Origin of the sequence: Legionella sp. 39-23 (assembly GCF_001897665.1) — a bacterium.
GTDB lineage: Bacteria > Pseudomonadota > Gammaproteobacteria > Legionellales > Legionellaceae > Legionella > Legionella steelei.
The window spans coordinates 189,973-214,409 of the sequence record NZ_MKTO01000018.1; the positions used below are offsets into that span (position 1 = coordinate 189,973).

Sequence of the window (24,437 nt, forward strand, 5' to 3'; positions counted from 1 at the left end):
TAAATGATTTTTGTAAAAATATAAAACAAAAAAATTTTGAGTTTAACCTATTTGTTCTTTTTATTTTTTTGGTTTTCCAATTGTATGACACATTCTTCTGCAGTAAGTGGATGGGAGTAATAATAACCTTGGACTCCATCAATGTCTTGTTCTAGCAAGAACTGAAGCTGTTGTTTATTTTCAACACCTTCAGCAACAACCATAATATTTAACTTATGGGCTATTGTTGCAATTGCTTTAACAATCGTTTGATCTAAGTAATCATTATGACAATTACTAATAAAGGCTTTATCAATTTTTATTTTTTTTACGGGTAAATGTTTTAAATAAGATAGGCTGGAATAACCTGTACCAAAATCATCAATCACTAAACTAACACCCATTTCATTTAATAAATTAATTTCTTTATATAATTTATCGCTGTACTCAATAAAAATTGACTCGGTGATTTCCAACTCAATAAATGATGCATCGAGTTGATTTTTAGCAATACATTCGGCAATGATTTTACTTAAAGAGTGTCGAATAAATTGAATTGTGGATATATTAATCGCAATAGGTCCAGGTAGTATTTTTTTATCTTGCCAACTTTTGGCTTGACGACATACATTTTTAATAATCCACTCACTGACAGGCATGATGAGTGGGCTTTTTTCTAAGTTAGGGATAAATTTTGAAGCATCTAAGACACCTTTTTCTGGATGATTCCATCGTAATAAAGCTTCAAGTCCAATTATATTTCCTGTGCTGGTTGCATAAAATGGCTGATACATTAAGAAAAACTCTTGTTTGTCATAAGCTCGTTGTAACTCTTTACCCAACCCGTGAGTTTGTTGGTATTCTTCATAGAGTTCGTTAGAGTAATAATGAAATTGGTTTCTACCTTTCTCTTTTGCTTGATACAGCGCTGTATCAGCCAGTTTAAGTAAGGTTTCAATATTTTTCCCATCGTCAGGATATATACTGATACCCATGCTCGATGCGATTTGAATTAAATGTTCATCTATAGGAACTGGCTTGGAAATCTCTGCGAGCAATCGCTCAACTATTGCCGTAATTTGTTCTTTTGAATTTATATTGAATAAGATTATTGCAAATTCATCGCCGCCAATTCGGGCCGCAATATCGAACTCACGTAGGCTTGAGGTAATTTTTTTTGCCGCATGAATTAGCAACTTATCGCCATTATCATGTCCTAAAGTATCGTTAATTACTTTAAAGTAATCTATATCTAAAAATAGTAAGGCAATCTTTCCTTGAAACTGTGTCGCTTGATTTGTATTTTGTTGAAATATTTCATAAAGTAAATTTCGGTTTGCTAATCCTGTTAAAGGATCATGAGTCGCTTGGTAATAATGTTTGGCATTCTCAAGCGAAATCATTGCTTGGGACGCGAGCATTTGCAAGTTATCTAAATGACTGGGGGTAAAGGTATAACTACTGCTGTTGTTCTCTAAATACAGGACTCGACATAGTTGGCTTTTATAAAATAAGGGCATCATTAAAAGAGATCTAGGATTTTCTTGTTGCACATATTCATCTTGAAAAGTGAGTTCTGATTGAATTGCATCGTTTAAAATAATGGCTTTTTGCGTACGTTGAACGTAATTAAGGATCGATCTAGGGTATGCTGCAACCCCGGCCTTATCCATTGGACTATTGAGATGAATCGTTTGGTGCTCTAAATTTCCTTCTGCTTCAACCACCCACTTCTCATTATCTTGAGTTAAAATAATACCTCGTTGCGCACCTGCATTTTCTAAAACAATAACTAAGAGTTTTTGCAGTAGCTTATCCAAGCGAATTTCACTTGATATCAGTTGATTAAATTTTAAAACAGCCAACATATCTATAGTCGGTGTTTTAACTTGTAGATCAGGATAGTAGTTAATTAATGCGCTAGTCTCAGTGGATTGCTCTAAAAGTTTCACTTTGGTGTGCGCACCCCAATCCTTGAAGTAATGATGGGCATGAGACAGATAAATTTTTGCGATATTGTCTATCTTGATTTTATTGCAAAAATAAGCAGCTCGTTCATTAGCAATGGCTGCAACTAAGACCAAACCACTTGCAAGCGCTGCTTCAATTGCTTGCTCATAAAGTGCTAAAACGCTCTCATTTTGCTTCTTCAAACTCATATACTCAGCATCTATAAGCAAGGAGTATGCTTTAAAGTTTTCTGGGCACCAGGTTTCATACTTTTTAATAAACGCTTTAAGTTGTTTTATTTTTTTCAAATAATGTCGATATTTTGATTTGGGGGCTTGAGATAATATGGCTAATAGCGACAGCGCATAGAAAAATTTACCGTCTAAATGGCTGATCATGCCTTTATTATATTCCGAATAGAGCTCATGATTATTTCCGGATTTGACAGCTTCAGCAAAATTTCCTAATAGAAAGTGCAGTTGTGTCAAAGAACTATAGAAAAAGCTTAATTCGGTTTTATTTTTTCCGTTAATAATATTTTTTTCAAATAACGATAACTGCTTAATTTTTGTAAAACCGGGTCGTTCTAAGCATTGCGTTAAATAATCCCAAAATTTAGCTACATTAACAAAATCAGAGATCTTCATTCGCGACATAAATGATAAAGCAGATTTTACATTTTTTTTAATTTCATCTAAATTTTTACCGGCTGAAAGTGCATGGAATATCAGGAGTATATTACTGTAATTGCTATATACTAAGTCACCCACCTCACAACACAACTTAAATGCATTAATCACTGTGTTATTGCATAAGTTAAGTGATTTTTGATAGGGCTCAATAAAAGAACCGAGTACAAATTGATTTTTACCTTCAAAATTGGATGCACCATATTCCTGTTTTAATCGGTTATAAAGCGCTACAAATGAAATTGCTTCATCGTACCAATTCAGGGAATGCATAATAATGAATGCATAAACAGGGATAGACATTGAAGTGCTTTCAGTATATCCATACTTTAAGCTTAGAAGAATATTTTTACAGGTTAGGATCACAAACAGTTGCTGATTAGTGATAAAAGCACTATTGAGTAATTGAGTAATTAAATTCACTAGTGCAATTTGTTTTACATCGCTCATCAAGGGTAATTTTAGATGTTCAATTTTGGTGTGTCGTAATTGAAACTTTATTTTATAGATAGAGAGCAAAATATGTATTAAGTTGGGTTTCTTTGGTATCTTCATGCCAAAATGACGCAATGCATTTAATCCAATTTGTAGCGCTTCGGTATGATTTCCTAACGTAGAGAGCATCTCAATTTTCAAACGATAAATCTCAATTTTATCTAAGGAGCCGCTCGCGTGTTTTAAAAGCTCGCTAAAGGACTTATCTGCGGTTTTAAAATCCCCAACTAAATACCTGCACACAGCAAATTCTTTAAAAAGTTGGAATGTAAGAGGGTAATTTTTTTTCCAGTTATATGGTTTTAATAGTTGCACACCTAAAGATAGGTGTTCATTAGCAACATCATAAGCGGATGCTAATTTTGCTTTTTGCCCTGCCCATAAGTTATATTGGGCCAACTGCAAACGCTCACTTGATTTATGAATTAATGAAATGCTTTGATTAAAATGTTTTAATACATCAAAGATACGCACATCGTGTGCTACAAGAGGCTTATCCTTTAATAACAATCTTCCTATCTTTAAATGTATATCGGGTCTTTCCTGTTCCTTAATCAGTTGATAAGCTGCTTGCTGAACACGATCATGAACAAAAATATACTGTAGTGAAGTGTTTGTAAGCGAGATGCTTTCATTTAATCCCATCAAACCGGATGTTTTATAGGCTTCCTCAACAGGATAGATTAGATTTGCTTTAATTGCTTGCCATAATTGTTCTGCAATTTGGCTAATGGGTTGGCTGTTGATAATTTGCAGCGTTTTAAAGTTGAACTGATAGCCAAAACATGATCCTAATTTTAAGATTTCTTGTGTAGGTTTTGGAAGTAAATGAATTTTAGCCGTTAAAAGGTCAATGACATTGTCCGTTGCACTTTGTTGTTGAATTTTGATTAAATCCCACTCCCAAGCTCCATGCTCATAAGAGAAAGTTAATAAATTTTGTTGATAAATTAGTTTTAGGAATTCATTAATAAAAAATGGATTGCCATGAGTTTTATCAAAAATACATTTTGCTAAATCTTGGATTTTCTTTTGTGCATTTGATAGTGTATCGGCTAATAACATTTGAATGTTATTTAAGCGTAATGGCTTTAGAATCAAGGTACTGACGTTTGCTTTATTTCTATTTAGGTTGTTAATACTTAACTGTAAGGTGTGATTTTCATTGATTTCATTATCGCGATAAGCACCAATAAGGAGTAAATAATTTGTTTCGCGATCCTGTAATAGATTTTCAATAAAATTAAGTGAAGAGTTATCTGCCCATTGCAAATCATCTAAAAACATAACAAGTGGGTGTTCTGCTTGCGCAAAAATACGTACAAAATTTTGAAATACCAAGTTAAACCGAATTTGTGTTTCAGCAGGGCTTAGTGGAAGCACTGGTGGCTGTTTGCCGATTATGAGTTCAACTTCTGGAATAACATCAATGACAACCTGTCCAATATTACCTAAAGAATGTATCAGTAATTTTTTTAATCTTTCTAATTTGCTTTCGCTTTCTGACAACACTTGTTTCACAAGGTTCTTAAATGCAGCAACTATCGCACTATAAGGAATACTTCGCTGTAACTGATCAAATTTACCCTGAATATAATAACCTCTATGCTGAATAATAGGCTTATGTACTTCTTTTACTAATGAGGTTTTTCCGATACCAGAATAACCTGCAATCAAGATTATTTCCTTGCCACCTAAACTGATTCGATTAAATGCTTTGATAAGTTTATCTACTTGCAGCTCTCGGCCATATAAAGTACGAGAAATACTTAAGTGATCGCGAATATCATTTTGTCCTAGGACAAACTCATTAATTGATTTCTTTTGTTGCCATTGATTTAAGCATTCTTTAAGATCCAATTTTAATCCAATGATGCTGGAATAACGATCTTCAGGCATTTTACACAATAATTTTTCAATAATTGCATCCAACATTTTGGGGATATCTGGCCTAATTTCTAATACTGGCGGTGGTTTTTTGGCAATATGACAATGTACTAATTCAAGAGTATCCACTGTTTGAAAGGGCAATCGATTAGTCAGCATTTCATAAAATGTGATACCTAATGAATAAAAATCAGTGCGATAGTCAACAGGACGGTTAATACGACCTGTTTGTTCTGGTGAAATATAGGCTAAGTCTTTGGCAAATGTTCCCAGTTTTAGATAATCAAATGTTTCTTCAGTAAGCTTGGAAGAGGTGCTTAAGTCAACCAATTTAAGGTTCAATTGTTCTGGATCAATAACAATATTAGATGGTTTAATTTCCTTATGAATAATATTGCGCTGATGTAATTCTCCAACAATATCAACAAGTTGCAATGCTAAAATCAAAAAGCTCTCAATATCCAATTGGTGCATAAGAAGGTATGACGTTAATAATTGTCCTTTTACATCCTCTAGAATTAAAACAGGCATTTGTAAATTTTGTAGAAAATCATAAGCTTTAATAATGGTGGGGGCTTCAATCATATTCAATAAATAATATTCATGTTGCAAAATTGCCAAATTTTCAGAGCTGGAGTGTTGTTTGCTTGGTGTCTTGAGAAGAACTCTGCGACTATCTTTTAATCGCAGGGCATAATAGGTATCAATATTATGGTTATGCCTCATTTTTTCTCGTAATGCATAGCCGGATATAGAAATCATTTATTTCCTCAGCAATTCGTTAGACGAAGGGCACCCCAATACCTACTTTATATTATAGAAGATATTGGGGCTATCTCCCAAATAAGACATAAAGCAGGAATAAGAAAAGGTGTCAACTAGTGGTGCTCTGTTGAACTTGCAATAGGATATAAATACCACAGTCTCCCAGAACACCGCAGTTGCAATAGCTTAATCACCATAAGTGATCTTTTTATATTTTGATTACTAACCAAATTTGGACTATATCGGTTGTTATTGATCGTATTTTGCTTTACTTATCAAGTGGAGTAACTTTTAGCGTGCTGTAGATTGGAGTTGTTTATGCTAATTCAAGCTTGGAGATAAAGAGATTGAAAGGGTGTAAAGATGAATAGTTCAGTAATGAATTTTCTTAAAAAGTATAGTATTGTTTACAGCCCGGATTGCCATTCTTTAAGATATGTTATGTCATCAAGAGTTACGCCTGAGGCAGACAAAAAGTATCAAACCATTCAAAATGTTTCAGAAAGGCGGGCCGGTACTTTAATGTCTCCCTTTCCAAGATTTCTAACAAAATTGGATATGTATTACAATTTTAAATTTAGTAAGTTTTCATTTACTAAAGAAGCTCCTGAAATAAACCAAGCGCGAAACATCAATACAGAGAAAGAAGTGATCAATGGAATACTTTATGCTGAAGATTAATTCAGTATGTCTTATAGCGTCCTTTACTTGCTAAATCGTTTGTTATTCAGAGCACTAAATACCGCGCATGAAGCGCGGTAGGTCTCTTAATACAGCAAATTTATGCTTTTTCGGCACCTACAGTTGCATTACCCATAGTGTAAGAGTGTGCTCCTGTACCAGCTAATTGGCCTTTATCTACAATTAGATAAACATCCCGTATAGGGCGTCCTTCTAACCAACATTCTAAAATTTCACGAGTGCCTGCTGCATAACGTGCTTGTGCAGAGAGTGAAGTTCCTGAAATATGAGGGGTCATGCCATTATAAGGCATGGTTCGCCATGGATGATCTTTAGGAGCTGGTTGAGGGAACCATACATCACCTGCATAGCCCGCAAGTTGCCCGCTCTCACAGGCATGTACAATAGCTTCACGATTGCATATTTTTCCTCGAGCGGTATTAATCAAGTAAGAACCACGCTTCATTTTGTTAATCAATCTCTCATCAAATAAATTTTCCGTCTCGGGTGTCAGAGGGCAATTAATGGTCACTACATCACACGCCTGTACTAGAGATTCAACATGAGGATGAAAAACCAGTCCTAATTCATGTTCAACCTTTTCTGGTAAACGATGGCGATCTGTATAATGCAATTTAACATCAAACGGTTTTAAACGTTTCATAACTGCTAAGCCAATGCGTCCGCACGCAACAGTACCGACGGTCATTCCTTCCAGATCATAGGAACGTACGACACAATCAGCAATATTCCAACCTTTTTGCACAACCCATTGATGAGAGGGCAGATAATTTCGTACTAAAGAAAGGATCATCATAACGACATGTTCGGCAACACTGATGCTATTCGAATAAGTAACTTCTGCTACGGTAATGTTATGTTCTTTGGCGGCTTGCAAGTCTACATGATCAGAGCCAATCCCTGCAGTAATCACCAATTTTAGCTTTTTTGCCTTAGCAATTCGCTCAGAAGTTAAATATGCGGGCCAAAAAGGCTGGGAAATAACTACATCTGCGTCGGGTAATTCTTTTTCAAAAACAGAGTTTGGACCTTCTTTGTCTGAAGTAACTACAAATTGGTGCCCTTGCGATTCAAGAAATTGGCGCAAACCTAATTCACCAGACACAGAGCCAAGTAAAGTACCAGGTTGAAAATCATGTTGCTTAGGAGAGGGCACACTTTGACCATCAGCATAGTGTTCTATCTTTGGAAGCGTATCTCGAGCATAATATTTGGGATATCCATCAATCGGATCTTCATAGAGAACGCAAAGAATTTTAGCCATACATTTGTCCTTAAATAAAATGGTTCAATAGAGTCGAAGCGTTCAATTTTATTTCATCTAGTGTTTGTGATGACAGAACGCTAAATTTAGCAGCAAAGTTTTATTCGATGCCAAGTGACTGGAACAAGATAATGAATTTATTCTGTTAACTTGTAAACTATTATTATTAAATAAATTTTTAAGCTAATGCAGAAGCAATTGATAGAGAGATAGTCATAAAAAAATTGTACCATCATCAAAGATGCTACTTACTATTTGAATGGATAAGCAACAATGATGTTTCTAGGCAAAACCTAGGTGCAACACCAAGTGACTTTATTGTTTATATTCATGTGTTTTGGGTTGATCAAGTTGCTGCTCATTTTGTATTTTTAATCCTGGATATTCCTTTTTAAGCACATCAATTGCATCCTTTGCAAATTCTGGCCTAATCGTTACCTTAAGCCTATCTGAGTGCATACCATGTCCCATAGGTTGAACTTGGAATTGCTGATCTCTCTCGAATGTATTTTTTCGGGCACTTTGATCATTGCAAATGGCTAAAAGTGCATGATAGGCAAAAATCATATCGCCATTGTTAGATAATATCCCATCAGTCATAACAAGGGAGCCATCACGTATAACCTCAACTATTGTCTTGTATGTCATAATTTCCTCACTTTATGGCCTATTTGTATATAATATTAGCATAAAACATGGGCAAAGCCTCAAACCTTCATTTATCAGTAAAAAACTTTATTCCAGAGCAGAAAGGCATTAGGATTATTTTATTTCAAAATCCAGTTAAGAGGGGAGTTTTGAGTGCCACTCATAAAAGCGCGTTTAGATGCTCATTCTAAGATTGAATTTACAAATACCTTACGAGGACTTGCTGCACTATTTGTCGTCATTTCTCATTATTTAAGTGCCTTTTGGTATAAAAGGGACTATGTAGCTCATCTGATTAATGCACCATTATTAACACCAGAGGCTCATGCAACACCAATTTATGTTGCATGGCTTAACTTATTCCCACTTTTTGACTGGGGATCTTATGGGGTGGGTTTATTTTTTATAATCAGCGGATTTGTCATTCCATTTTCACTTCAAAAAACGAATAGCCTAGGCTTTTGTGTTAATCGCTTTTTTCGTATTGTACCCACTTATGCCGTTGGATTTAGCATTACTTTATTGACTCTTTTTTTAGGTGGAAAATATTTTATTACGATATGGCCCTATACCTTACAAGAAGTATTAATTCACTATATTCCTGGAATTCGAGACATACTTGAATCGAGAAATATTGACGTCATTATCTGGACTCTTGAGGTGGAAATGAAATTCTATCTCATTGCTGCGTTGTCAATCGCTTGGTTTCGTAGGTACTCTCTAAAGGTTTTTTTTATACCCGCATTATTTTTTCTTTTAACCTGTTATCTATCGTATAGGGTCCCAGAATGGGCTACAAGTAATTTGCCAGCGTTCATTCGATCAGAAATTTATATGATATCAACACAATATCTTATTTATATGTTTATCGGTGTCGTTTTTCATTATTTATATTGTCAAAAAATTACACCTGATTTGGGATATTTTATTATCGGTATTTTATTGACCATGTTTTGTATTGCTTGGCGTGTAGGACCTTATTCAGGAAGTTTAATCATAGTTTGGAGCTACGCTTTTGCTTTATTAACATTTTTATTTGCCTACATATTTCCTCATTTTTTTAAAGCAAATCCTGTATTTAATTTTCTAGCGGACATTAGCTATCCATTATACATTGTTCATAGTATTGCAGGTTATGTTGTTCTCCGAATGATGTTAGATATGAATTTTGAATTTTGGTTATCTCTACTCATCGTTGTTATTACCTCTCTCTTGTTGTCATGGTTCTTACACGTATTGATTGAACTGCCCTCTCAGACATTGGGTAAAAAACTTGCGAAAAAATTAAGCGCAAACATAGAAATACCCCTATTTATAAAAAAGATGATAAAGTCATTGAGATTGAGAGAATCACACAAATTAACCTAGGAAGTTTATGTCAGCTCATGAAACCATTTTAAGTAAGCAAGAAAGAAAATGGATTTTAGATAGACGTATTACAAGACTCTCTGACAACAAAGAAGTACAAATTTATCCAATGGGAGCCGAACGCTATTTAGCCTCGGCATTATCTGGGAATCAAAACAAACACTATGATGTTCGCACAGAAATTGAGGGAAAAGATGTGTTAGTCATTCCAGGATATGGCAATAGTAGTTTTTTATTTGCCCTAGCGGGTGCAAAAACTATTACTGCCTATGATAAAGATCCAGTTACGATTGCCTGGATGAAGGCTTTTAAAAAATACTACCTTTATCGCGAATATGATGATCGTGGAAAACCACTTCCTTCAATTGGCGAATTATTTGCTGCACTTACCTGTTGGTATCCGCCATTAATTACTTTATCGAGCGGAAAATGTGCTAATTTTCTATTTTGGATATTACATCCAAACTCATTAAGAAGAGCATATATTCACTATATGGTCACACTGGTTCAGCATGCAATTCAATCTAAAAGCCATGATGATTTTGAACTGGATAAAGACATTCAATTCTATGTGGGAACACTAGATAAGGTACTTATGAGTGATAAAAATCAAACTTTTGATACGGCTTTTGTCCCATATTTGTTAGGTGTTAAGAATGGGATAGAAAAAGACAAAGAGATAGTGAGTTTTATGGAGCAATTAATCAAAATTATTCCTAATGGTCGCATTCTAGTCAGCCCATCTAGAGACATTAAAGAATATTATGTTATGGGAAAAAGTTATTTTGTTACAACAGGTTATTCCGATATTCAAGAAATACCTGAGTTAAAAACTTATGTTGTTGGCGAAGACAGATACTGGTTTCGAACTCAAGGACTTGCAATATTTGGATCGCAGAGCAATGAATGAATTATTCAATTTGAGGAAAGGATTATGGAATATAAAACCTTAGGAAATACGGGATTACTTGTTTCTACTCTTTGTTTAGGGACAATGACTTTCGGTGGAAAAGGCTTTTGGGAAACAGTTGGTGCGGTTGACCAAGCAGGTGTAGACAAACTCATCAAAGCCTCTATGGATGCTGGGATTAATTTTTTTGACACTGCTGATATTTATTCTGAAGGAGAAAGTGAACGTATTCTAGGCAAGGCGTTTAAAAACCTGAATATCGCACGCAAAGATGTGGTGATCGCGACCAAAGTATATGGAAGAGTAGGGCCTGGTTATAATGATATAGGAGCCTCACGAGGTCATATTATGGATGCTGTTGATGCGAGTCTTCGCCGTCTGAATACTGATTACATCGATTTATATCAGATCCATGGAAATGATTCGATTACACCAGTAGAAGAAACATTACGAGCACTTGATACATTGGTACAGCAGGGAAAAGTACGCTATATCGGATGTTCTAATTGGCAAGCTTGGAAAATTGCAAAAGCGTTGGGAATTTCTCAATTTAAAAACTTGGCTCGTTTTGATACGTTGCAAGCTTACTATTCGTTGGCAGGACGAGATTTAGAACGAGAAATTATACCGCTGTTAGAGTCTGAAAAAACAGGGCTTCTTGTGTGGAGCCCGCTTGCTGGTGGCTTGCTTTCAGGTAAATTTAGCCGTGAAAATCAAACACCAGAGCACTCTCGTCGCTCCAGCTTTGATTTTCCTATTGTGGATAAGGACAGGGCTTGGAAAATTCTTGATGTACTTAGACCCATCGCAAAAAATCATAATTGCAGTGTGGCACGTGTGGCATTAGCCTGGTTACTCACCAGACCTGCTGTAACTTCTGTCATTATTGGTGCTAAGCGTATCGAGCAATTAGAAGATAATTTAGAGGCTGTGTCATTAAAATTATCTATTGATGAGATAACTCAGTTAGACGCGGTAAGTGCCTTACCACCTGAATATCCAGGATGGATGCTTCCTTTTCAATCTATGGATCGATTAGACCCGACCATACAGAGGTTTTAAAATGTTCACCTTGTAGCCTGGGTGCGCGCCCAGGCCACAAAACGCTAAAAAATTAGTTGCTCATGAGTCTATATTCACTGCTAAACTAAACAGAATCCTAATTTTTAAAACTGAGACACAAATGACAAATCAGCAAATTGATTTATTCTTTCAGTCAAAAGCTTTTGCCGTGATTGGCGCTTCATCCAATCGTGAAAAATATGGAAATAAGGTTTTACGTTGTTATCAACAAAATGATAAAAAAGTTTATCCTGTAAATCCTAAAGAAAAACTCATTGAAGGATTGTCTGTTATCGCCTCGGTAAGTGATTTACCCAGCGAGGTAGATAGCATTTCCATAATAACCCCGCCTGCTGTTACAGAAAAAATTGTTGAGGAAGCAATTCAAAAAGGCATTAAAAATATTTGGATGCAGCCAGGTGCAGAAAGTGATAAAGCCATTCAAAACTGCAAACAGCATAAAATTAATATCATAGCGGGTGGACCTTGTATTTTAGTGATACTGGGTTATAAAGAGCATTAAGATCTTTTTATCATTATCGAAACACTACAATTTATTTTTAGAGAAGAATAATATGCCTTTTGCCATATTATGGACGATTATTTGACCGTGCTTATGAGGGATTTATGTACATGTGGTCTGAACTATTAATTACGCTTGTTCTTATTTTAATATCAGCGCAACTATTCTCTAATGCATTAGAATATTTTGGCGAACGAATAAACATTTCAACTGGTGTAACAGGCTCAATATTCGCTGCGATTTCTACTGCACTTCCAGAAACAACAGTACCACTTTTGGCACTCATTGCAGGAACCTCTAACCGACAAGTTAATGAAGAAATTAGTGTAGGGGCGATTTTAGGTGCTCCATTAATGTTATCAACCTTGTCAACTTTTATTATGGCGTGTTCAGTTATTAAAAAACGTGGCATTAATGGTTACATAGCACCAGAAATTACTGGATTTCAAAGAGATCTGAATTTTTTCTTAGTTGCGTTTACACTGGCTGCATTAGCGATGTTTCTTCCGTTAAAGCCCAACTATCTGCGTATTTTATTTAGTGTTCTGCTTATTACCCTTTATTTTATCTATTTAGTACTGACATTCAACGCATCTAAAGCTTTGGTCGAAAATGGACATGCTGTCATCACCAATGAGCCCTTATTCCTAGCTAGATTAGGCTTAAAAACCAATCTTAAAACCATCCTAATCCAATTAATGTTTGCCTTAATTCTTTTAGTATGCAGTGCGAAAGGATTTATTCAAGGGGTACAAGGAGTGGCTGAAGCACTTGGTGTACCTGTTCTGCTTTTATCGTTACTCATTATCCCTATTGCAACTGAATTGCCAGAAAAAGTAAACAGCGTGATTTGGGTGCGCAAAAATCAAGATACTCTTGGCTTTGGTAATATCACGGGTGCGATGGTTTTTCAGGGGACATTGTTACCCGCATTAGGGATTCTTTTAACACCTTGGCGGCCATCTAGAATAGTATTGACTGGCATCCTAGTTACATATCTTGCTACAGCATGGCTAAGATTTAGCATTTCAACTCATGGAATTAAAATTAGTACTTTGTTTTTAAATGGGATTTTATATGTAGCCTATCTCGTGATCGTGCTTTCATAATACATATGCGCTATGAATCGGTAAGTCATAAAATTCTTATTTAATTTTCACAATGAATAAATTATAAGCTCGTATAACGAGCAATAATAGCAAGCGGAGTGTATGCTTTATGAAATATGATGTCGTTGTACTGGGAGGTGGAGTTGTAGGAGTATCGATCGCAACTCATTTGCAAATGCGGGGACGTTCTGTCGCATTAATCGATTTAAAATCACCAGGCAGCGAGACATCATTTGGTAACGCCGGATTGATTCAACGTGAAGGAGTATATCCATATGCCTTTCCTCGAGATATTGCTTCACTGATTAAGTATGCTTTGAACTATTCTCCAGATGTCCGATATCACCCCAAAGCGATACTCAAACTGGCACCTTTCTTATGGAAATACTGGATGAACTCCCATTCATTTCGCCATGCAAGGATCGCTCGTTCTTATGAAACCTTAATCCAATATTGTGTGAGTGAACATCACGCACTTGCAAATGCCGCACAAGCTCGCCATTTATTGCGCCCAGGAGGGTGGATTAAAGTCTTTAGGACTTCTAAAAAACAAGATGCTGAAATACAATTTGCTGAACAGTGCAAAGCTGAATATGGTGTCCAATTTGAGTTCCTTGATTCATCTTCATTACATCAAATTGAACCTGATCTCGATCAATCATTGTTAAGTGCTCTTCGGTATACAGACTCAGAAACTGTAAGCGACCCTGGTGCGCTGGTAGCAGCCTACACAAAATACTTTGAGCATCTTGGCGGCCAGTTCTTTTTTGGGGATGCATTCACGTTATCTAATCAATGGACCGTTAAAACAGAGCAGGGGCGGATCCAAGCTGATGATGCTGTGATTGCTTTAGGCCCCTGGTCAGATATTTTATGTTCTCGGCTAGGATACCGCTTTCCACTTGCAGTGAAACGGGGATATCACATGCATTATGGTGTAAGGCAAAATGTACATCTTTTTCATCCAATACTTGATATTGAAAACGGTTTTTTACTAGCGCCCATGTCACGTGGAATTCGCCTCACTACAGGAGCTGAGTTTGCAAAGCGAGATTCAAAAAAGACCCCTGTGCAACTTGATTTAGTGGAGCCTATTGCACGTAAGCTTTTTCCGATTACTATGCGACTCGATGAGACTCCTTGGATGGGATGTAGACCATGCACTCCCGATATGCTTCCCATTATTGGTTCCGCTCCTCGTCATAAGAGGCTTTGGTTTGCATTTGGACATGCACACCATGGTTTGACACTAGGACCAATTACAGGCCGTCTGCTTGCTGAAATGATAACAGAAGGGGAGGTAATTGTTGATCCATTACCGTTTAGTGCAAACCGATTTATTGCACCCCAGTCTTAGTTTTGCTAGTAGCTTACCGAGTTAATTCCGTGCTATGTACATGACTTTAATTGACTCATTGACAATTAAGTGTTAAAAATCATGAAGTTAAAGAAAAATATCCCTGCTACTTGCCCAACTTTTAATTATGGATTAATTTATGGTAAAACATTTAAGGAATATAATTACCGTCTCACTGCTAATGATTTGCCACAATGCTTTTTCCGGAAGTGGTTCATTTTTTAATGTTTCTGCAACAGGAACAGCAGCCGCAGTACAGATGTCTCTATGTTTAAATGGAAAAGGGAAAACATCATCATGTCAAACTCATTCTGTTTCAGCCTTAACATTAAACATACTTACGACAATACCTAACCATACCTATACGCATGCTGGGATTAAAATAAATACACCAGGGTATGCTCTTTCTAATTGTAGCTTACAAAAGAATGGATATTGTCTATTCTCTGTAAGCAACACAAAAACAGCAACTATTGTACTGACCCCACAAACTTGCCAAGCAAATGTCATTTCTTTTTCGCCAACCGCTACAAGCGTGAATAATCCTGGTGGAAGCACACCAAGCACAGCACAGAAATTTGAAATCAAAATGACAATGTGTAATTCTCAGGGACAGCCACTGATTCCAAGCAAAAATAATCCAATCCATGTCGATGTTTATGGCGCACCAAAAGGAGTGATCCAGCCAACTTCAACTACTACTAGCACCGGCTCAGTTACTTTTACCTATAATGGGAAGGCGTTTCCCAATAATATTTCGATCAATGCTTGGATTAGTGACAGCAGTAATAACGGTGCGGCCCTTGGCGTTACTCAGGTATTACAACAAAATACACCACCTTGCTCCTATAGAAACACGAGTTATCAGGTACCCTTGGTACAAACTCTCCCATATCCCTTGCAAGTAATGGCGGATGTAGGTTACAACACGTCATCATCAACAGCCACTCTTAATAAATTTACTATTGATACTGGTTCTTTGGGCGTAATTGTCCCTATTCATGAATTGCCAATCTCCAACGTCATAGGTCCTGGAGCACCTGGAGTCAAATATTATGATAGTAGTGGAAATACTTATTCAGGTAATTACTACTTAGCTCCTGTCAGAGTGCAAACAAGCAACGGTATAGTGCAAACTATTCCAATAATAGTTCTTGGGATTGATAAAGCCTATTGCAGTGGCCCGACCACCAGATCTTGTTATTCAAACCCTCCTACACCAGATCTACATTATATGGGAGTTGGATTTAACCGCAACAGCACTGCTACTAATGATTTGTTTAATTCACCCACGGCAAATGCTTTTCTTCATTTAACCAATGCCGAAAATGGGACCAATCTAAGCCCGGGTTACTACCTCACCCCGAACGATACAACGACAGCGACTGGGCTCACACTAGGGATAACGAATAGCAATGGATATAACGTTGTCAACCTATCTCCCAACCCTGCAGTTCCAGGTGACTTTAACGCTCAAGCAGGTTGTTTCAGCTTTCCAAATTCTCCGCAGACTAATCAGTTCTGTGGTACTGCGCTTCTTGATGTGGGTATTGATTCGATGTTCATTGACTTACCCAAAGCCCAATGGCCTGCTGGTACCTACAATTCAAAAGATGAAGTACCTGCAGGAATTAGCATGTCTATTTTAATGGGATCTTTAAGCACACCTGCGATGCAATACAGCTTTAACACCGTTAATGGAACCTTGCCGCCAATGGATAGTCCGACTCCTACTTTAGTTCAATGGATTGACAGCACCGCAACCGGTCAGGTTTTTGTAAATACTGGTCGTCGCCCATTATATTTTTACGACTATTTTTATAATGGCCAATGTGGACAAGTAGGGTTTAAGCCGTTACAGTAGTGCTTAGCCAAGGGATTTACCACATTTTGGCAGGAGATAGAATGAATGATTCAGTTAAAATCATTACTGATTTTAAAGAAAATGATGGTATTTCTAAAATCATTTATGACAATTTAAAAAAATTTAATGAGTCAATTATTGGCACCTATGAAGCAAAACCTTTTATCATCCACGCGCAAAATAATGCATCAGAGGTTCTTGGTGGCATTAAGGGCGATGTATTTGGTACTTTATGCAGAGTGTTTACTGTCTGGATCCATGAGAAATATCGTCGTAAGGGATTAGGACGCGATTTATTTAAACAATTAGATGTGTTTGCAAAAGAAAATAAGTGCACAATGATTCAACTAGATACTGCAGAGTTCCAAGCAAGAGGATTCTATGAAAAACTTGGTTATCAGGTTATCGCCACATTACCCGATAATTTTATGGGCTATACAAGTTATATATTGAGAAAAAACTTGCTTGATTGAGCATATCAATGATGAACGGATTTTGTTATTAGGTGGTATAGAGATAATGGGGCGACCAACCGATTTAAGGATTATCAAGGTTTCTTAATGGTCTTAATTTTCCCAATACAGTCATTTTTTTTTGCATGCTGATAACTCATACATCAACCATTCAGAGCAATGAAATTTTCTGGGAATATTATACTTTGAAACAGACTCCGGTTTTACCAGACTTTCCACTTTTGCTTGGAGATTTCCTGAAAAGATTATAAAAAAATAAGGAAAATTAATGCTTGGTTATTCATTTCTTGATCTATTGCAGGACATATATAGTTTATTTTGGTATCACAAAAACAAGCAATGGGCACGATATTTGTCACCTTTATTGCTATTTTGGGATAAGAATTACTTTTTAGATTTTTCCGACTTACAGGAACTAGCAAAGGAGCGTAATTTAATTATTAGTCAAGGTGATTTTCATCAACTTAAACATCATTTTAATAAAAATGATGGGCAAAATTTTTTAAATAATCAAGATTTAACATCTAGTTTAAATATTAAAAAAATTAAAATACGCATCAAAGGCACGTGGCTATACTTATATATTGATTCTAATAAAAAAGTACACGATTTTTATTTTAGCAATAATGATGATTTTGGTGCTGTTAAAGAGTTTTTCAGAAGTTCTCTAGCATCGAATGGTTTGCCTCATAAAATAAACTCTCATTTAGCCAAGAAAGAAAAAATGATAAGAAATAAATTTGATATTATAAAGAATAACTCTGATCTAGATATTTTTTAAAAGTAAAATTATCTTAATCATCAAAAAATTAAAGGAATAACTTTAATATTGATTCTACCTTTTAATAGATACAAAGGAAAAATGGCATATCTGCTGCGGTTTTTACTCTTCTGATTGTACTCATTGTGATTGCATTGAAAAGTTGTTATCCCTATATGGGAAACAATAGCTGCAAGCTCCGTATTAATTAATGCAACTGTTCAATTATTATTTGATTTTTACCATTTTTTTTTGCTTGATATAGTGCTTTATCCGCAAGGCTAATCGCCGTTTCAATATTAGATGAAGAATCACAATGAATATTAACAACTCCCATACTCAATGTAACTTGCTCTAAAATTAGCCGTTCATTTATATTGAAATGACTATGCGCTAAGTTTTCTTTAAAAAGCCGCTTAATTGTTTTGCACACAGAGATAGCTTCTTCAAGAGGTTGATTGGCAAGAATTGCAGCGAACTCGTCTCCTCCGAGTCGAAAAAGCGTATCATTAGCTCGTCGACAAACCTTGTTGAGCAAATCTCCGACGTCAATTAAAAATTTATCACCATAAGGATGGCCGAAATTATCATTAATTAATTTAAAGTTATCTATATCCATCCAGATAAGATTTAAAGGATATCTATTGCGCTTAGCACGCTCAAACTCATGTGGGAAGATCATTGCAAAATGTCTTCTGTTATATAAGCCAGTTAAAGGATCAGTGATAGACATAATTTGTAACTCATAAATCAATGCTTCTTTTTCTTGAGATAGTTGCAATGTTTTATCTGATAATTTTTTATTTATTTTTGCGAAAATAGTGAGCATCACAACAAATATAAAAAACATGGTCGCCAAAATGGCTCTATCCATATTTAAAAGCATATAATTGTATATGATGACGGGTAAAAACATAGGGAATATATAGGCATAATAGGATGGTAAATAAACAGAAAGCGAGGCAATTGAGGCAGCGCTCATCCCACCAAGTGCTAATATAATAATGAATTCATAAAGCTCTGTTACATAAGGTAAAGATATTAGGTAACAAGAGCCCCATACAATCGCCATGACTAGTGTAAGTAAAAAAAACGTAATTAAAATATATTTTTTTTTTACTTCATATAATTTGTTTTTAATAATGTGGCAACAAAAAAAACATCTAATGAAACTAATTAATAGAATTCCGACATACCACACACTAACTAATAAGAAGGGGACCTGATGGTATATAATAATGGCGAGTAATGTGGCCAAAATAATATTAAAGGGAATCGCCTTTTTAGAGCCCTCCAAAAGTTGCACTGTTCCCTCATTGCTTAATTCAAAGATCATTTTATTTCTCGTCCATAATCCTTATTTCTGTTTTAATATATTATAGCTACTGATGTTTGAGTATCAGCAAATAGTGGTAACTACTTAGAAAATTAGGGATAGTAATTATGTCAAAATATTCTCCAGCGTGGCCTCATGGCGATATTATTAAAGCATTTGAAAATGTCTATGTTGTGCGTGGTTCAAACATAACCTACTTTGCAGATACGCGGATTCAACACAGCAGGAATATGACCATTATCAATTCGAACGGTGATTTAACACTAATTAATACCGTACGTCTTAACGAGGAAGGGCTGCGAGCACTCGATATGTTAGGTTCAGTCAAACATGTTGTTAGCATCGGGGCATTTCATGGAAGGGATGATGCGTTTTATTTAGATAGATATCAATCTGAGTTTTGGACTGTTCATCCTGAAAAAAAAGCTTATATTACAAGATGCTTGCAAGACAATAATGCGTTACCAATAAAAAATAGCCATTTTTTTATGTTCAAAAATTCATCTCCTGCTGAAGGTTTCATATATATGAATAATCAGGAAGGCATAATTATCACCTGTGACAGTATAAAAAACTGGGTTGAAATCGACCAATATTTTAGTGAAGATACGGCAAAAATGGCGATATCCCAAGGAGAAATCACAAAAGCAAGAATCTCGCCTATATGGCTTAATGCCACAGGAGTACATAAGGCTGATTTCGACTATTTGTTACATTTGCAATTCAAGCATCTTATTAGTGCGCATGGAGATGTTTTAAAAAATACAGCCTATGAGGATGTTAAAAATTCTGTGGAACAAATCAATAAATAGCCTACGTACCACGAAACTGTCATGACATGTTGCGGGGAGGGGCGAAGTTGAATTGCTCATTAGCTCATAGAAAAAGCTATTTCAATCACATCATTTGGAGCAAACATAGATTTAAAATATTTTAAACTTTCAAGCCTGGACTGATCATTTTGGTCGCGTGAAAGCAAGTCTTGCCCATACAATGCCATATCTTCGACAATTCGTTCATGCCTGTAATAAGACAAAATTGTTTGATTGATGTTTGTGCTACCATAACCCTCATAAAAATAGGAAATTTCATGGGGTTTATTCCATACATTACCAACACCACCACCAATGAACATCAAATCACGCTCTTTGGGTGCTAATATAGGTTCATCCCAATCAATAATGTAAATAGATTCTTTATCTACCAATACATTACCCGCATGTATATCAGAATGGCATAATACATACGTATCTACATCAGGTTTCATTTTTTTAGATAGTTCTTCTGTAGAATCAACTAATCGGTAAATAGCGTCGATATTTTGTTTAAAAAAAGATTTAAAGTCAGCAGTAATTATATCATCTGCATGATTCAATTTAATTTGACTATAAAAAGACCTGACTATTTCACGCCATTTAGTTGAATACGTTTCTTGTCTTAATTGTTGTTGAATCGAGGCGGGAACTGATGTTTCGTGAATTTTCTTTAATACTTTTCCAAGCTGTGTCCACTGTTTTTCTGTTAAATTTTGAGTGAAACCATTTGGTGCATGGATAAATGGGTACGCAATTATTTTAAAATGATCTTCATACTGGAATAATTTTGCTTCGGATGTCTGGATAGGAAAAATAATTTCTTCTATTCCAGCGTCATGCAAGAGGCTAATAATTGATAAATTAATCTCATTATGATCGCCGAATTTTACTTTGACGAAATATGAATTGGATTCGGAGTCAGCCTTATATCCAAACGCACTCATATCTGCACCACCAAGGATGAGTTGTACTGCATGAATATTTATTCCGTAATGAACGTTTAAAAGTTCGATAAGTTGTTGCTCATGAATGGTCTTTTTTAGCATAAGAGTTAAATTATTATTTGGAATTTAGCGTAATGGTAAAACAAATCATATGGCCAGGATACTTTAATACGCGTATAGATGCTTAATCGCTATCATTTTTAAAATTGCTAACATGAGATCTCCGGCGTTTTAACCATATAGTCTTCAATGTAGCCTTTAAAAAGGCTACGTCATCTTGAACAACGTTGACAAAATAGAGTGATCTGTAATGTCCAGTGTAATATTTCTTCTCAAATTTAAAGATATAGTGCGTTATAATGATTGCGATTATGGCGCAAACAAAACCGCAGGGTAGATCAACAGCATAATGCTGCAGAGTATATAGCGTTGACAGTATATTAAAAATTAACCACGGTATAAAAATAAACCCTAATGGCCACCAAAGTATGATTGCAAAATAAGTAATAATAGTCCCCCAAGCAACATGCATACTGGGATTAGTAAAAATGAGTGGGTATTTTTGATGCGGGTTTGCAATAGCTTCTTCAAGATCATGCAAATAGGTCTGGAGCCTTTTACTGGTGACTGCTTCTTCATATTGCTTTTGTGTTGTTGAAATGGACGATACAGAGAATATATTGTTTCGATACATTTCATTTGGAGATACTGCAGGCAAAGCATACCAAAATGGCATTGCTAAAAATGGCGCGATAAATATAGCGATTAAGAATTTCCGAAAGTATAGCTTGTTGAAACAAAGCAATCCTATAAGCACAATAGCAAGAAATAAGGGCAGTTTAGAGTATGCCTGGATTAACAAGTAATCAAGAATATTGCTCATTGAGAACTTCTGTATCCAGATTTGTGGATAACCACCAAAAATCTTATCATCCATGGACATATATAATTGGCTAGCAGCGATTATACTGGTTCGAGTAGAGGTGGCGGCTACTTGACGTAAAGTGAGAGAGAAGACCACATTATATAATCCTATCGCGAGCATAATATAGGCCACACTTAATAAAAACTGTTTTAGATGAGTTGTAGAGGGAGAGTCATCTTTAGATATTTTTTTTCCTAGCCAGAATCCAACCCAACTAGCCAACTTGAAATAGAAATAAAGAGAGAAAAGAATAAACCCTATTTTAATTAGATAACCACCATAAAAGAAACTCCACAAAATAAAATCTTTTTTGCTTTCCAGTAGGAACAACAAGATGGACTTTTCAAAAAAACAACTAATTAAAATCCAGATGGCCGGTAAAATGATCAAGACATAAGTTTCGACTTGGAAGCTTATTAAAAACTTCTTGAAACCAAATATATATGGCTTAAACCAATAAATTAAACTATCCATAACAACTAGTAGTGAGGGTGATTATTATAATTGTAGTAGTAATAGAGGTTCTAGTACAATAAGCACATTTTCCGCTAATTTTCTGCTATATGTAAATAAGTATTTCCCCTGGTTCATAGTCCAATTCATAAGGCGAGAGGCAATGTACTATAATTTACTATATCGTTCTTTTAAGGACAGTCATGCAGGCAAGATACGAGGATTTGATTCAACAGAACTCCACAGCCAGAAGAAGGTTTAGAGAAGACTAACGTGTCCTCTCCATCAGATTGAATAAATACCCGCTACAAATTACCAATATCTAGCCTAACCTCAGACTGGATCTACCTAATTCCGTATCAAACGTTTCAATTGTTTGTTCTATGATGTCAACACATCGTGTACCGGCTTTACCAGGTACATCATGAAAATAACTTTCCCAGCCACTATTCCAAGCCTCTCTTAATGCATCATACCGGGCCATAGGATCCACGTGGTTTGCTTCAATTTTTGCCAATTTTGCGCTCAACTCTAAGTCTTCTAGTGAGGAGCAGGGAGGCAATGCAGCATATTGTTCTAAAAGAATCTGTTTTAAGCGAGTATAATAATCACTGCCCTTATCATGTACAACTGGGGTAACATCTAAAATACTCAAAGCCTTCCTAATGTAATACTTAGATCTATCATTAGGTCTATCAGCAGATTCATTGATAACAAACATACGATGTGAATCTGTTTCAGCTAATTTATGAGTTTTTGATATTTGTAAATAATGCCCTAGGGCTTCTTTTGTTTGCTTTGAGAACAGAGGGGCAACTTCACGAAGCGCAATTAAATAGGAAGTTTGCACATTTCGTCCAAATGTATTTGGCATGAAGGCGATTTTTAGTAAATAATCATTAAGTTGCTTTGCTTTTTCGTGAGGACTAATATCCTTGTTCTTCTCGAGATTTAGCAGAATGGTCATTACATCATCCTTTGACACTTTTACACTGACTCGATGATGAAGTATATAATCATAAAGAGAAGTTTGCATGTCAGACGTTAATTTGGGCAGCACCTCATTCAAAACATTTAAGTAAACTCCATTTGTATCATGCCCGCGTCTTCTATATTCATTCATCAGCTCAATGATTTCTGCATCTATTTTTCTTGCTCTCTGAGCTAGTGCAGGACTACTTCCTATTTCATTTATTTTTTTTAATGTAGCTAGGAATAGAAAATACAATTCAATTTCATTTTTAATATCCAGAACAGTTTTTTGCTTACCTAAATCAAAGGATCTAGTATCTTTTTTGCCAAGAATTTTAACTTGTTTCGTTTGATGCTCAACCATACACACATTATTCATTAGGTAAGCAGCCACATCCAAATTGATATGTTTCGATTTTGTTCTCACCCCTTCACCAATAGAATGACCACAATAAGTAAGAATTGAATGTATATCACGCCCCGTACCCAGTATATCAACATGTTCTCTTGCCCAGGTGGCGTGGTGTTTCTCTGTATCCGACAACATGAATTGATGATTTCGAATTCTTTCCAGTAAATCTTCATCTGTGATGGGCATATCAGCATGCACTACATTAAATGGATCGGCTCCCTCTACATGAACTATATAGGGTAATGAAGAATAGAAGTCCGCGACTAACTTTAAATCTTTGGGTGAACAATCTAATGCCCAATGGCCACCAATATCCTTATTTAATAAGTGCTTACTTTTGCCATGGTAATAGTCTAGAAAGATACTCTCATGATTTCCACGAATCACTTGAATTTCTGGTAAGCCAGCTTTTTTGCGTTGTCTATTAAACTCTATAATAGTTTTAACGACATCTAAGCTACCTTTGCCTCTGTCCGTGAGATCACCTACAATAATTAGACGGTCATTATCTTCGAGTGATGATATCAAGAGCATTAACATCTCATCATTACCATGAAGATCTCCCACCAGGATATCTTTCCCTAGAACGTTTTCTGGCAAAACAGCAATGTCTTGTTGTGGTAAAGATTTTCTTGTACTGTGAACCACCTTGTCTCTCGCCATAATTACCTTCTACAAAAAAACAATATGTGCAAATTATATACAATAATTATTAATGAAATATTAACTTTGGAAAGCCCAATAAATTAGTATCGGAGAAACTTGCCGATGACAC

At 35.7% G+C, this 24,437-nt stretch carries 18 protein-coding genes; 11 read left to right on the top strand and 7 right to left on the bottom strand.

Annotated features, from left to right (window positions below):
- Window positions 1-47: 47 nt before the first annotated feature.
- The gene (locus tag BGO44_RS07900; protein WP_058510306.1) at window positions 48-5,762 is read right to left on the bottom strand and encodes an EAL domain-containing protein; all 5,715 of its coding nucleotides are present in this window, start codon (window positions 5,760-5,762) and stop codon (window positions 48-50) included.
- Window positions 5,763-6,128: 366 nt separating this feature from the next.
- On the opposite strand from BGO44_RS07900, the gene BGO44_RS07905 reads away from it, so the two are divergent.
- The gene (locus BGO44_RS07905; protein ID WP_058510307.1) at window positions 6,129-6,446 is read left to right on the top strand and encodes a hypothetical protein; all 318 of its coding nucleotides are present in this window, start codon (window positions 6,129-6,131) and stop codon (window positions 6,444-6,446) included.
- Between the two features lie 100 nt (window positions 6,447-6,546).
- Here BGO44_RS07905 and BGO44_RS07910 read toward each other — a convergent pair whose 3' ends face one another.
- Window positions 6,547-7,731 (bottom strand): NAD-dependent formate dehydrogenase, encoded by a 1,185-nt coding sequence (locus BGO44_RS07910; RefSeq protein ID WP_058510308.1) that lies wholly within the window; start codon window positions 7,729-7,731, stop codon window positions 6,547-6,549.
- A gap of 315 nt (window positions 7,732-8,046) precedes the next feature.
- A complete protein-coding gene (locus tag BGO44_RS07915) occupies window positions 8,047-8,379 on the bottom strand; it encodes a hypothetical protein (RefSeq protein ID WP_058510309.1) in 333 nt (110 codons plus the stop codon).
- A gap of 153 nt (window positions 8,380-8,532) precedes the next feature.
- Between BGO44_RS07915 and BGO44_RS07920 the strand changes: the two genes are divergently transcribed.
- The 9 genes from BGO44_RS07920 to BGO44_RS07960 all read left to right on the top strand — a co-directional run bounded on the left by BGO44_RS07920 (window position 8,533) and on the right by BGO44_RS07960 (window position 17,826).
- A complete protein-coding gene (locus BGO44_RS07920; RefSeq protein WP_273197863.1) occupies window positions 8,533-9,747 on the top strand; it encodes an acyltransferase family protein in 1,215 nt (404 codons plus the stop codon).
- A gap of 7 nt (window positions 9,748-9,754) precedes the next feature.
- Entirely contained in the window at window positions 9,755-10,657 is a 903-nt protein-coding gene (locus BGO44_RS07925; protein WP_273197864.1) for an ABC transporter permease, read from the top strand.
- Between the two features lie 24 nt (window positions 10,658-10,681).
- Complete coding sequence (locus tag BGO44_RS07930; RefSeq protein ID WP_058510311.1) at window positions 10,682-11,719, top strand: aldo/keto reductase; 1,038 nt, start codon at window positions 10,682-10,684, stop codon at window positions 11,717-11,719.
- A 121-nt stretch (window positions 11,720-11,840) separates the two neighbouring features.
- On the top strand, window positions 11,841-12,242 hold the full coding sequence (locus BGO44_RS07935) for a CoA-binding protein (RefSeq protein WP_273197865.1): 402 nt from the start codon (window positions 11,841-11,843) through the stop codon (window positions 12,240-12,242).
- Window positions 12,243-12,352: 110 nt separating this feature from the next.
- The gene (locus BGO44_RS07940) at window positions 12,353-13,351 is read left to right on the top strand and encodes a sodium:calcium antiporter (RefSeq protein WP_273197867.1); all 999 of its coding nucleotides are present in this window, start codon (window positions 12,353-12,355) and stop codon (window positions 13,349-13,351) included.
- A gap of 109 nt (window positions 13,352-13,460) precedes the next feature.
- Window positions 13,461-14,708: an NAD(P)/FAD-dependent oxidoreductase gene (locus tag BGO44_RS07945; RefSeq protein WP_273197868.1), complete on the top strand. Its 1,248-nt coding sequence runs from the start codon at window positions 13,461-13,463 to the stop codon at window positions 14,706-14,708.
- A 139-nt stretch (window positions 14,709-14,847) separates the two neighbouring features.
- On the top strand, window positions 14,848-16,572 hold the full coding sequence (locus tag BGO44_RS07950; RefSeq protein WP_273197870.1) for a hypothetical protein: 1,725 nt from the start codon (window positions 14,848-14,850) through the stop codon (window positions 16,570-16,572).
- Between the two features lie 41 nt (window positions 16,573-16,613).
- Window positions 16,614-17,045 (top strand): GNAT family N-acetyltransferase, encoded by a 432-nt coding sequence (locus BGO44_RS07955; protein ID WP_058510316.1) that lies wholly within the window; start codon window positions 16,614-16,616, stop codon window positions 17,043-17,045.
- Between the two features lie 268 nt (window positions 17,046-17,313).
- Window positions 17,314-17,826, top strand: a complete 513-nt coding sequence (locus BGO44_RS07960) for a DDE-type integrase/transposase/recombinase (RefSeq protein WP_058510317.1) — start codon at window positions 17,314-17,316, stop codon at window positions 17,824-17,826.
- 187 nt (window positions 17,827-18,013) lie between these two features.
- Here BGO44_RS07960 and BGO44_RS07965 read toward each other — a convergent pair whose 3' ends face one another.
- Complete coding sequence (locus tag BGO44_RS07965) at window positions 18,014-19,141, bottom strand: GGDEF domain-containing protein (RefSeq protein WP_273197871.1); 1,128 nt, start codon at window positions 19,139-19,141, stop codon at window positions 18,014-18,016.
- A 107-nt stretch (window positions 19,142-19,248) separates the two neighbouring features.
- Here BGO44_RS07965 and BGO44_RS07970 point away from each other — a divergent pair, with 107 nt between their 5' ends.
- Window positions 19,249-19,953: a hypothetical protein gene (locus tag BGO44_RS07970; protein WP_273197872.1), complete on the top strand. Its 705-nt coding sequence runs from the start codon at window positions 19,249-19,251 to the stop codon at window positions 19,951-19,953.
- Between the two features lie 59 nt (window positions 19,954-20,012).
- Here the strand turns inward: BGO44_RS07970 and BGO44_RS07975 are convergent, their stop codons facing one another.
- The 3 genes from BGO44_RS07975 to BGO44_RS07985 form a co-directional block, all read right to left on the bottom strand.
- Window positions 20,013-21,002 (bottom strand): phosphotransferase, encoded by a 990-nt coding sequence (locus BGO44_RS07975; protein ID WP_273197873.1) that lies wholly within the window; start codon window positions 21,000-21,002, stop codon window positions 20,013-20,015.
- 82 nt (window positions 21,003-21,084) lie between these two features.
- Entirely contained in the window at window positions 21,085-22,122 is a 1,038-nt protein-coding gene (locus tag BGO44_RS07980; protein ID WP_273197874.1) for a phosphatase PAP2 family protein, read from the bottom strand.
- 478 nt (window positions 22,123-22,600) lie between these two features.
- The gene (locus tag BGO44_RS07985) at window positions 22,601-24,325 is read right to left on the bottom strand and encodes a metallophosphoesterase (protein WP_273197875.1); all 1,725 of its coding nucleotides are present in this window, start codon (window positions 24,323-24,325) and stop codon (window positions 22,601-22,603) included.
- Window positions 24,326-24,437: the final 112 nt, after the last annotated feature.

Coding starts and splice junctions, on each gene's coding strand:
- BGO44_RS07905 (WP_058510307.1), top strand. CDS start 6,129: ATGAATAGTTCAGTAATGAATTTTCTTAAAAAGTATAGTATTGTTTAC.
- BGO44_RS07935 (WP_273197865.1), top strand. CDS start 11,841: ATGACAAATCAGCAAATTGATTTATTCTTTCAGTCAAAAGCTTTTGCC.
- BGO44_RS07915 (WP_058510309.1), bottom strand. CDS start 8,379: ATGACATACAAGACAATAGTTGAGGTTATACGTGATGGCTCCCTTGTT.
- BGO44_RS07965 (WP_273197871.1), bottom strand. CDS start 19,141: ATGATCTTTGAATTAAGCAATGAGGGAACAGTGCAACTTTTGGAGGGC.
- BGO44_RS07945 (WP_273197868.1), top strand. CDS start 13,461: ATGAAATATGATGTCGTTGTACTGGGAGGTGGAGTTGTAGGAGTATCG.
- BGO44_RS07985 (WP_273197875.1), bottom strand. CDS start 24,325: ATGGCGAGAGACAAGGTGGTTCACAGTACAAGAAAATCTTTACCACAA.
- BGO44_RS07900 (WP_058510306.1), bottom strand. CDS start 5,762: ATGATTTCTATATCCGGCTATGCATTACGAGAAAAAATGAGGCATAAC.
- BGO44_RS07940 (WP_273197867.1), top strand. CDS start 12,353: ATGTGGTCTGAACTATTAATTACGCTTGTTCTTATTTTAATATCAGCG.
- BGO44_RS07925 (WP_273197864.1), top strand. CDS start 9,755: ATGTCAGCTCATGAAACCATTTTAAGTAAGCAAGAAAGAAAATGGATT.
- BGO44_RS07955 (WP_058510316.1), top strand. CDS start 16,614: ATGAATGATTCAGTTAAAATCATTACTGATTTTAAAGAAAATGATGGT.
- BGO44_RS07975 (WP_273197873.1), bottom strand. CDS start 21,002: ATGCTAAAAAAGACCATTCATGAGCAACAACTTATCGAACTTTTAAAC.
- BGO44_RS07970 (WP_273197872.1), top strand. CDS start 19,249: ATGTCAAAATATTCTCCAGCGTGGCCTCATGGCGATATTATTAAAGCA.
- BGO44_RS07930 (WP_058510311.1), top strand. CDS start 10,682: ATGGAATATAAAACCTTAGGAAATACGGGATTACTTGTTTCTACTCTT.
- BGO44_RS07950 (WP_273197870.1), top strand. CDS start 14,848: ATGGTAAAACATTTAAGGAATATAATTACCGTCTCACTGCTAATGATT.
- BGO44_RS07910 (WP_058510308.1), bottom strand. CDS start 7,731: ATGGCTAAAATTCTTTGCGTTCTCTATGAAGATCCGATTGATGGATAT.
- BGO44_RS07960 (WP_058510317.1), top strand. CDS start 17,314: ATGCTTGGTTATTCATTTCTTGATCTATTGCAGGACATATATAGTTTA.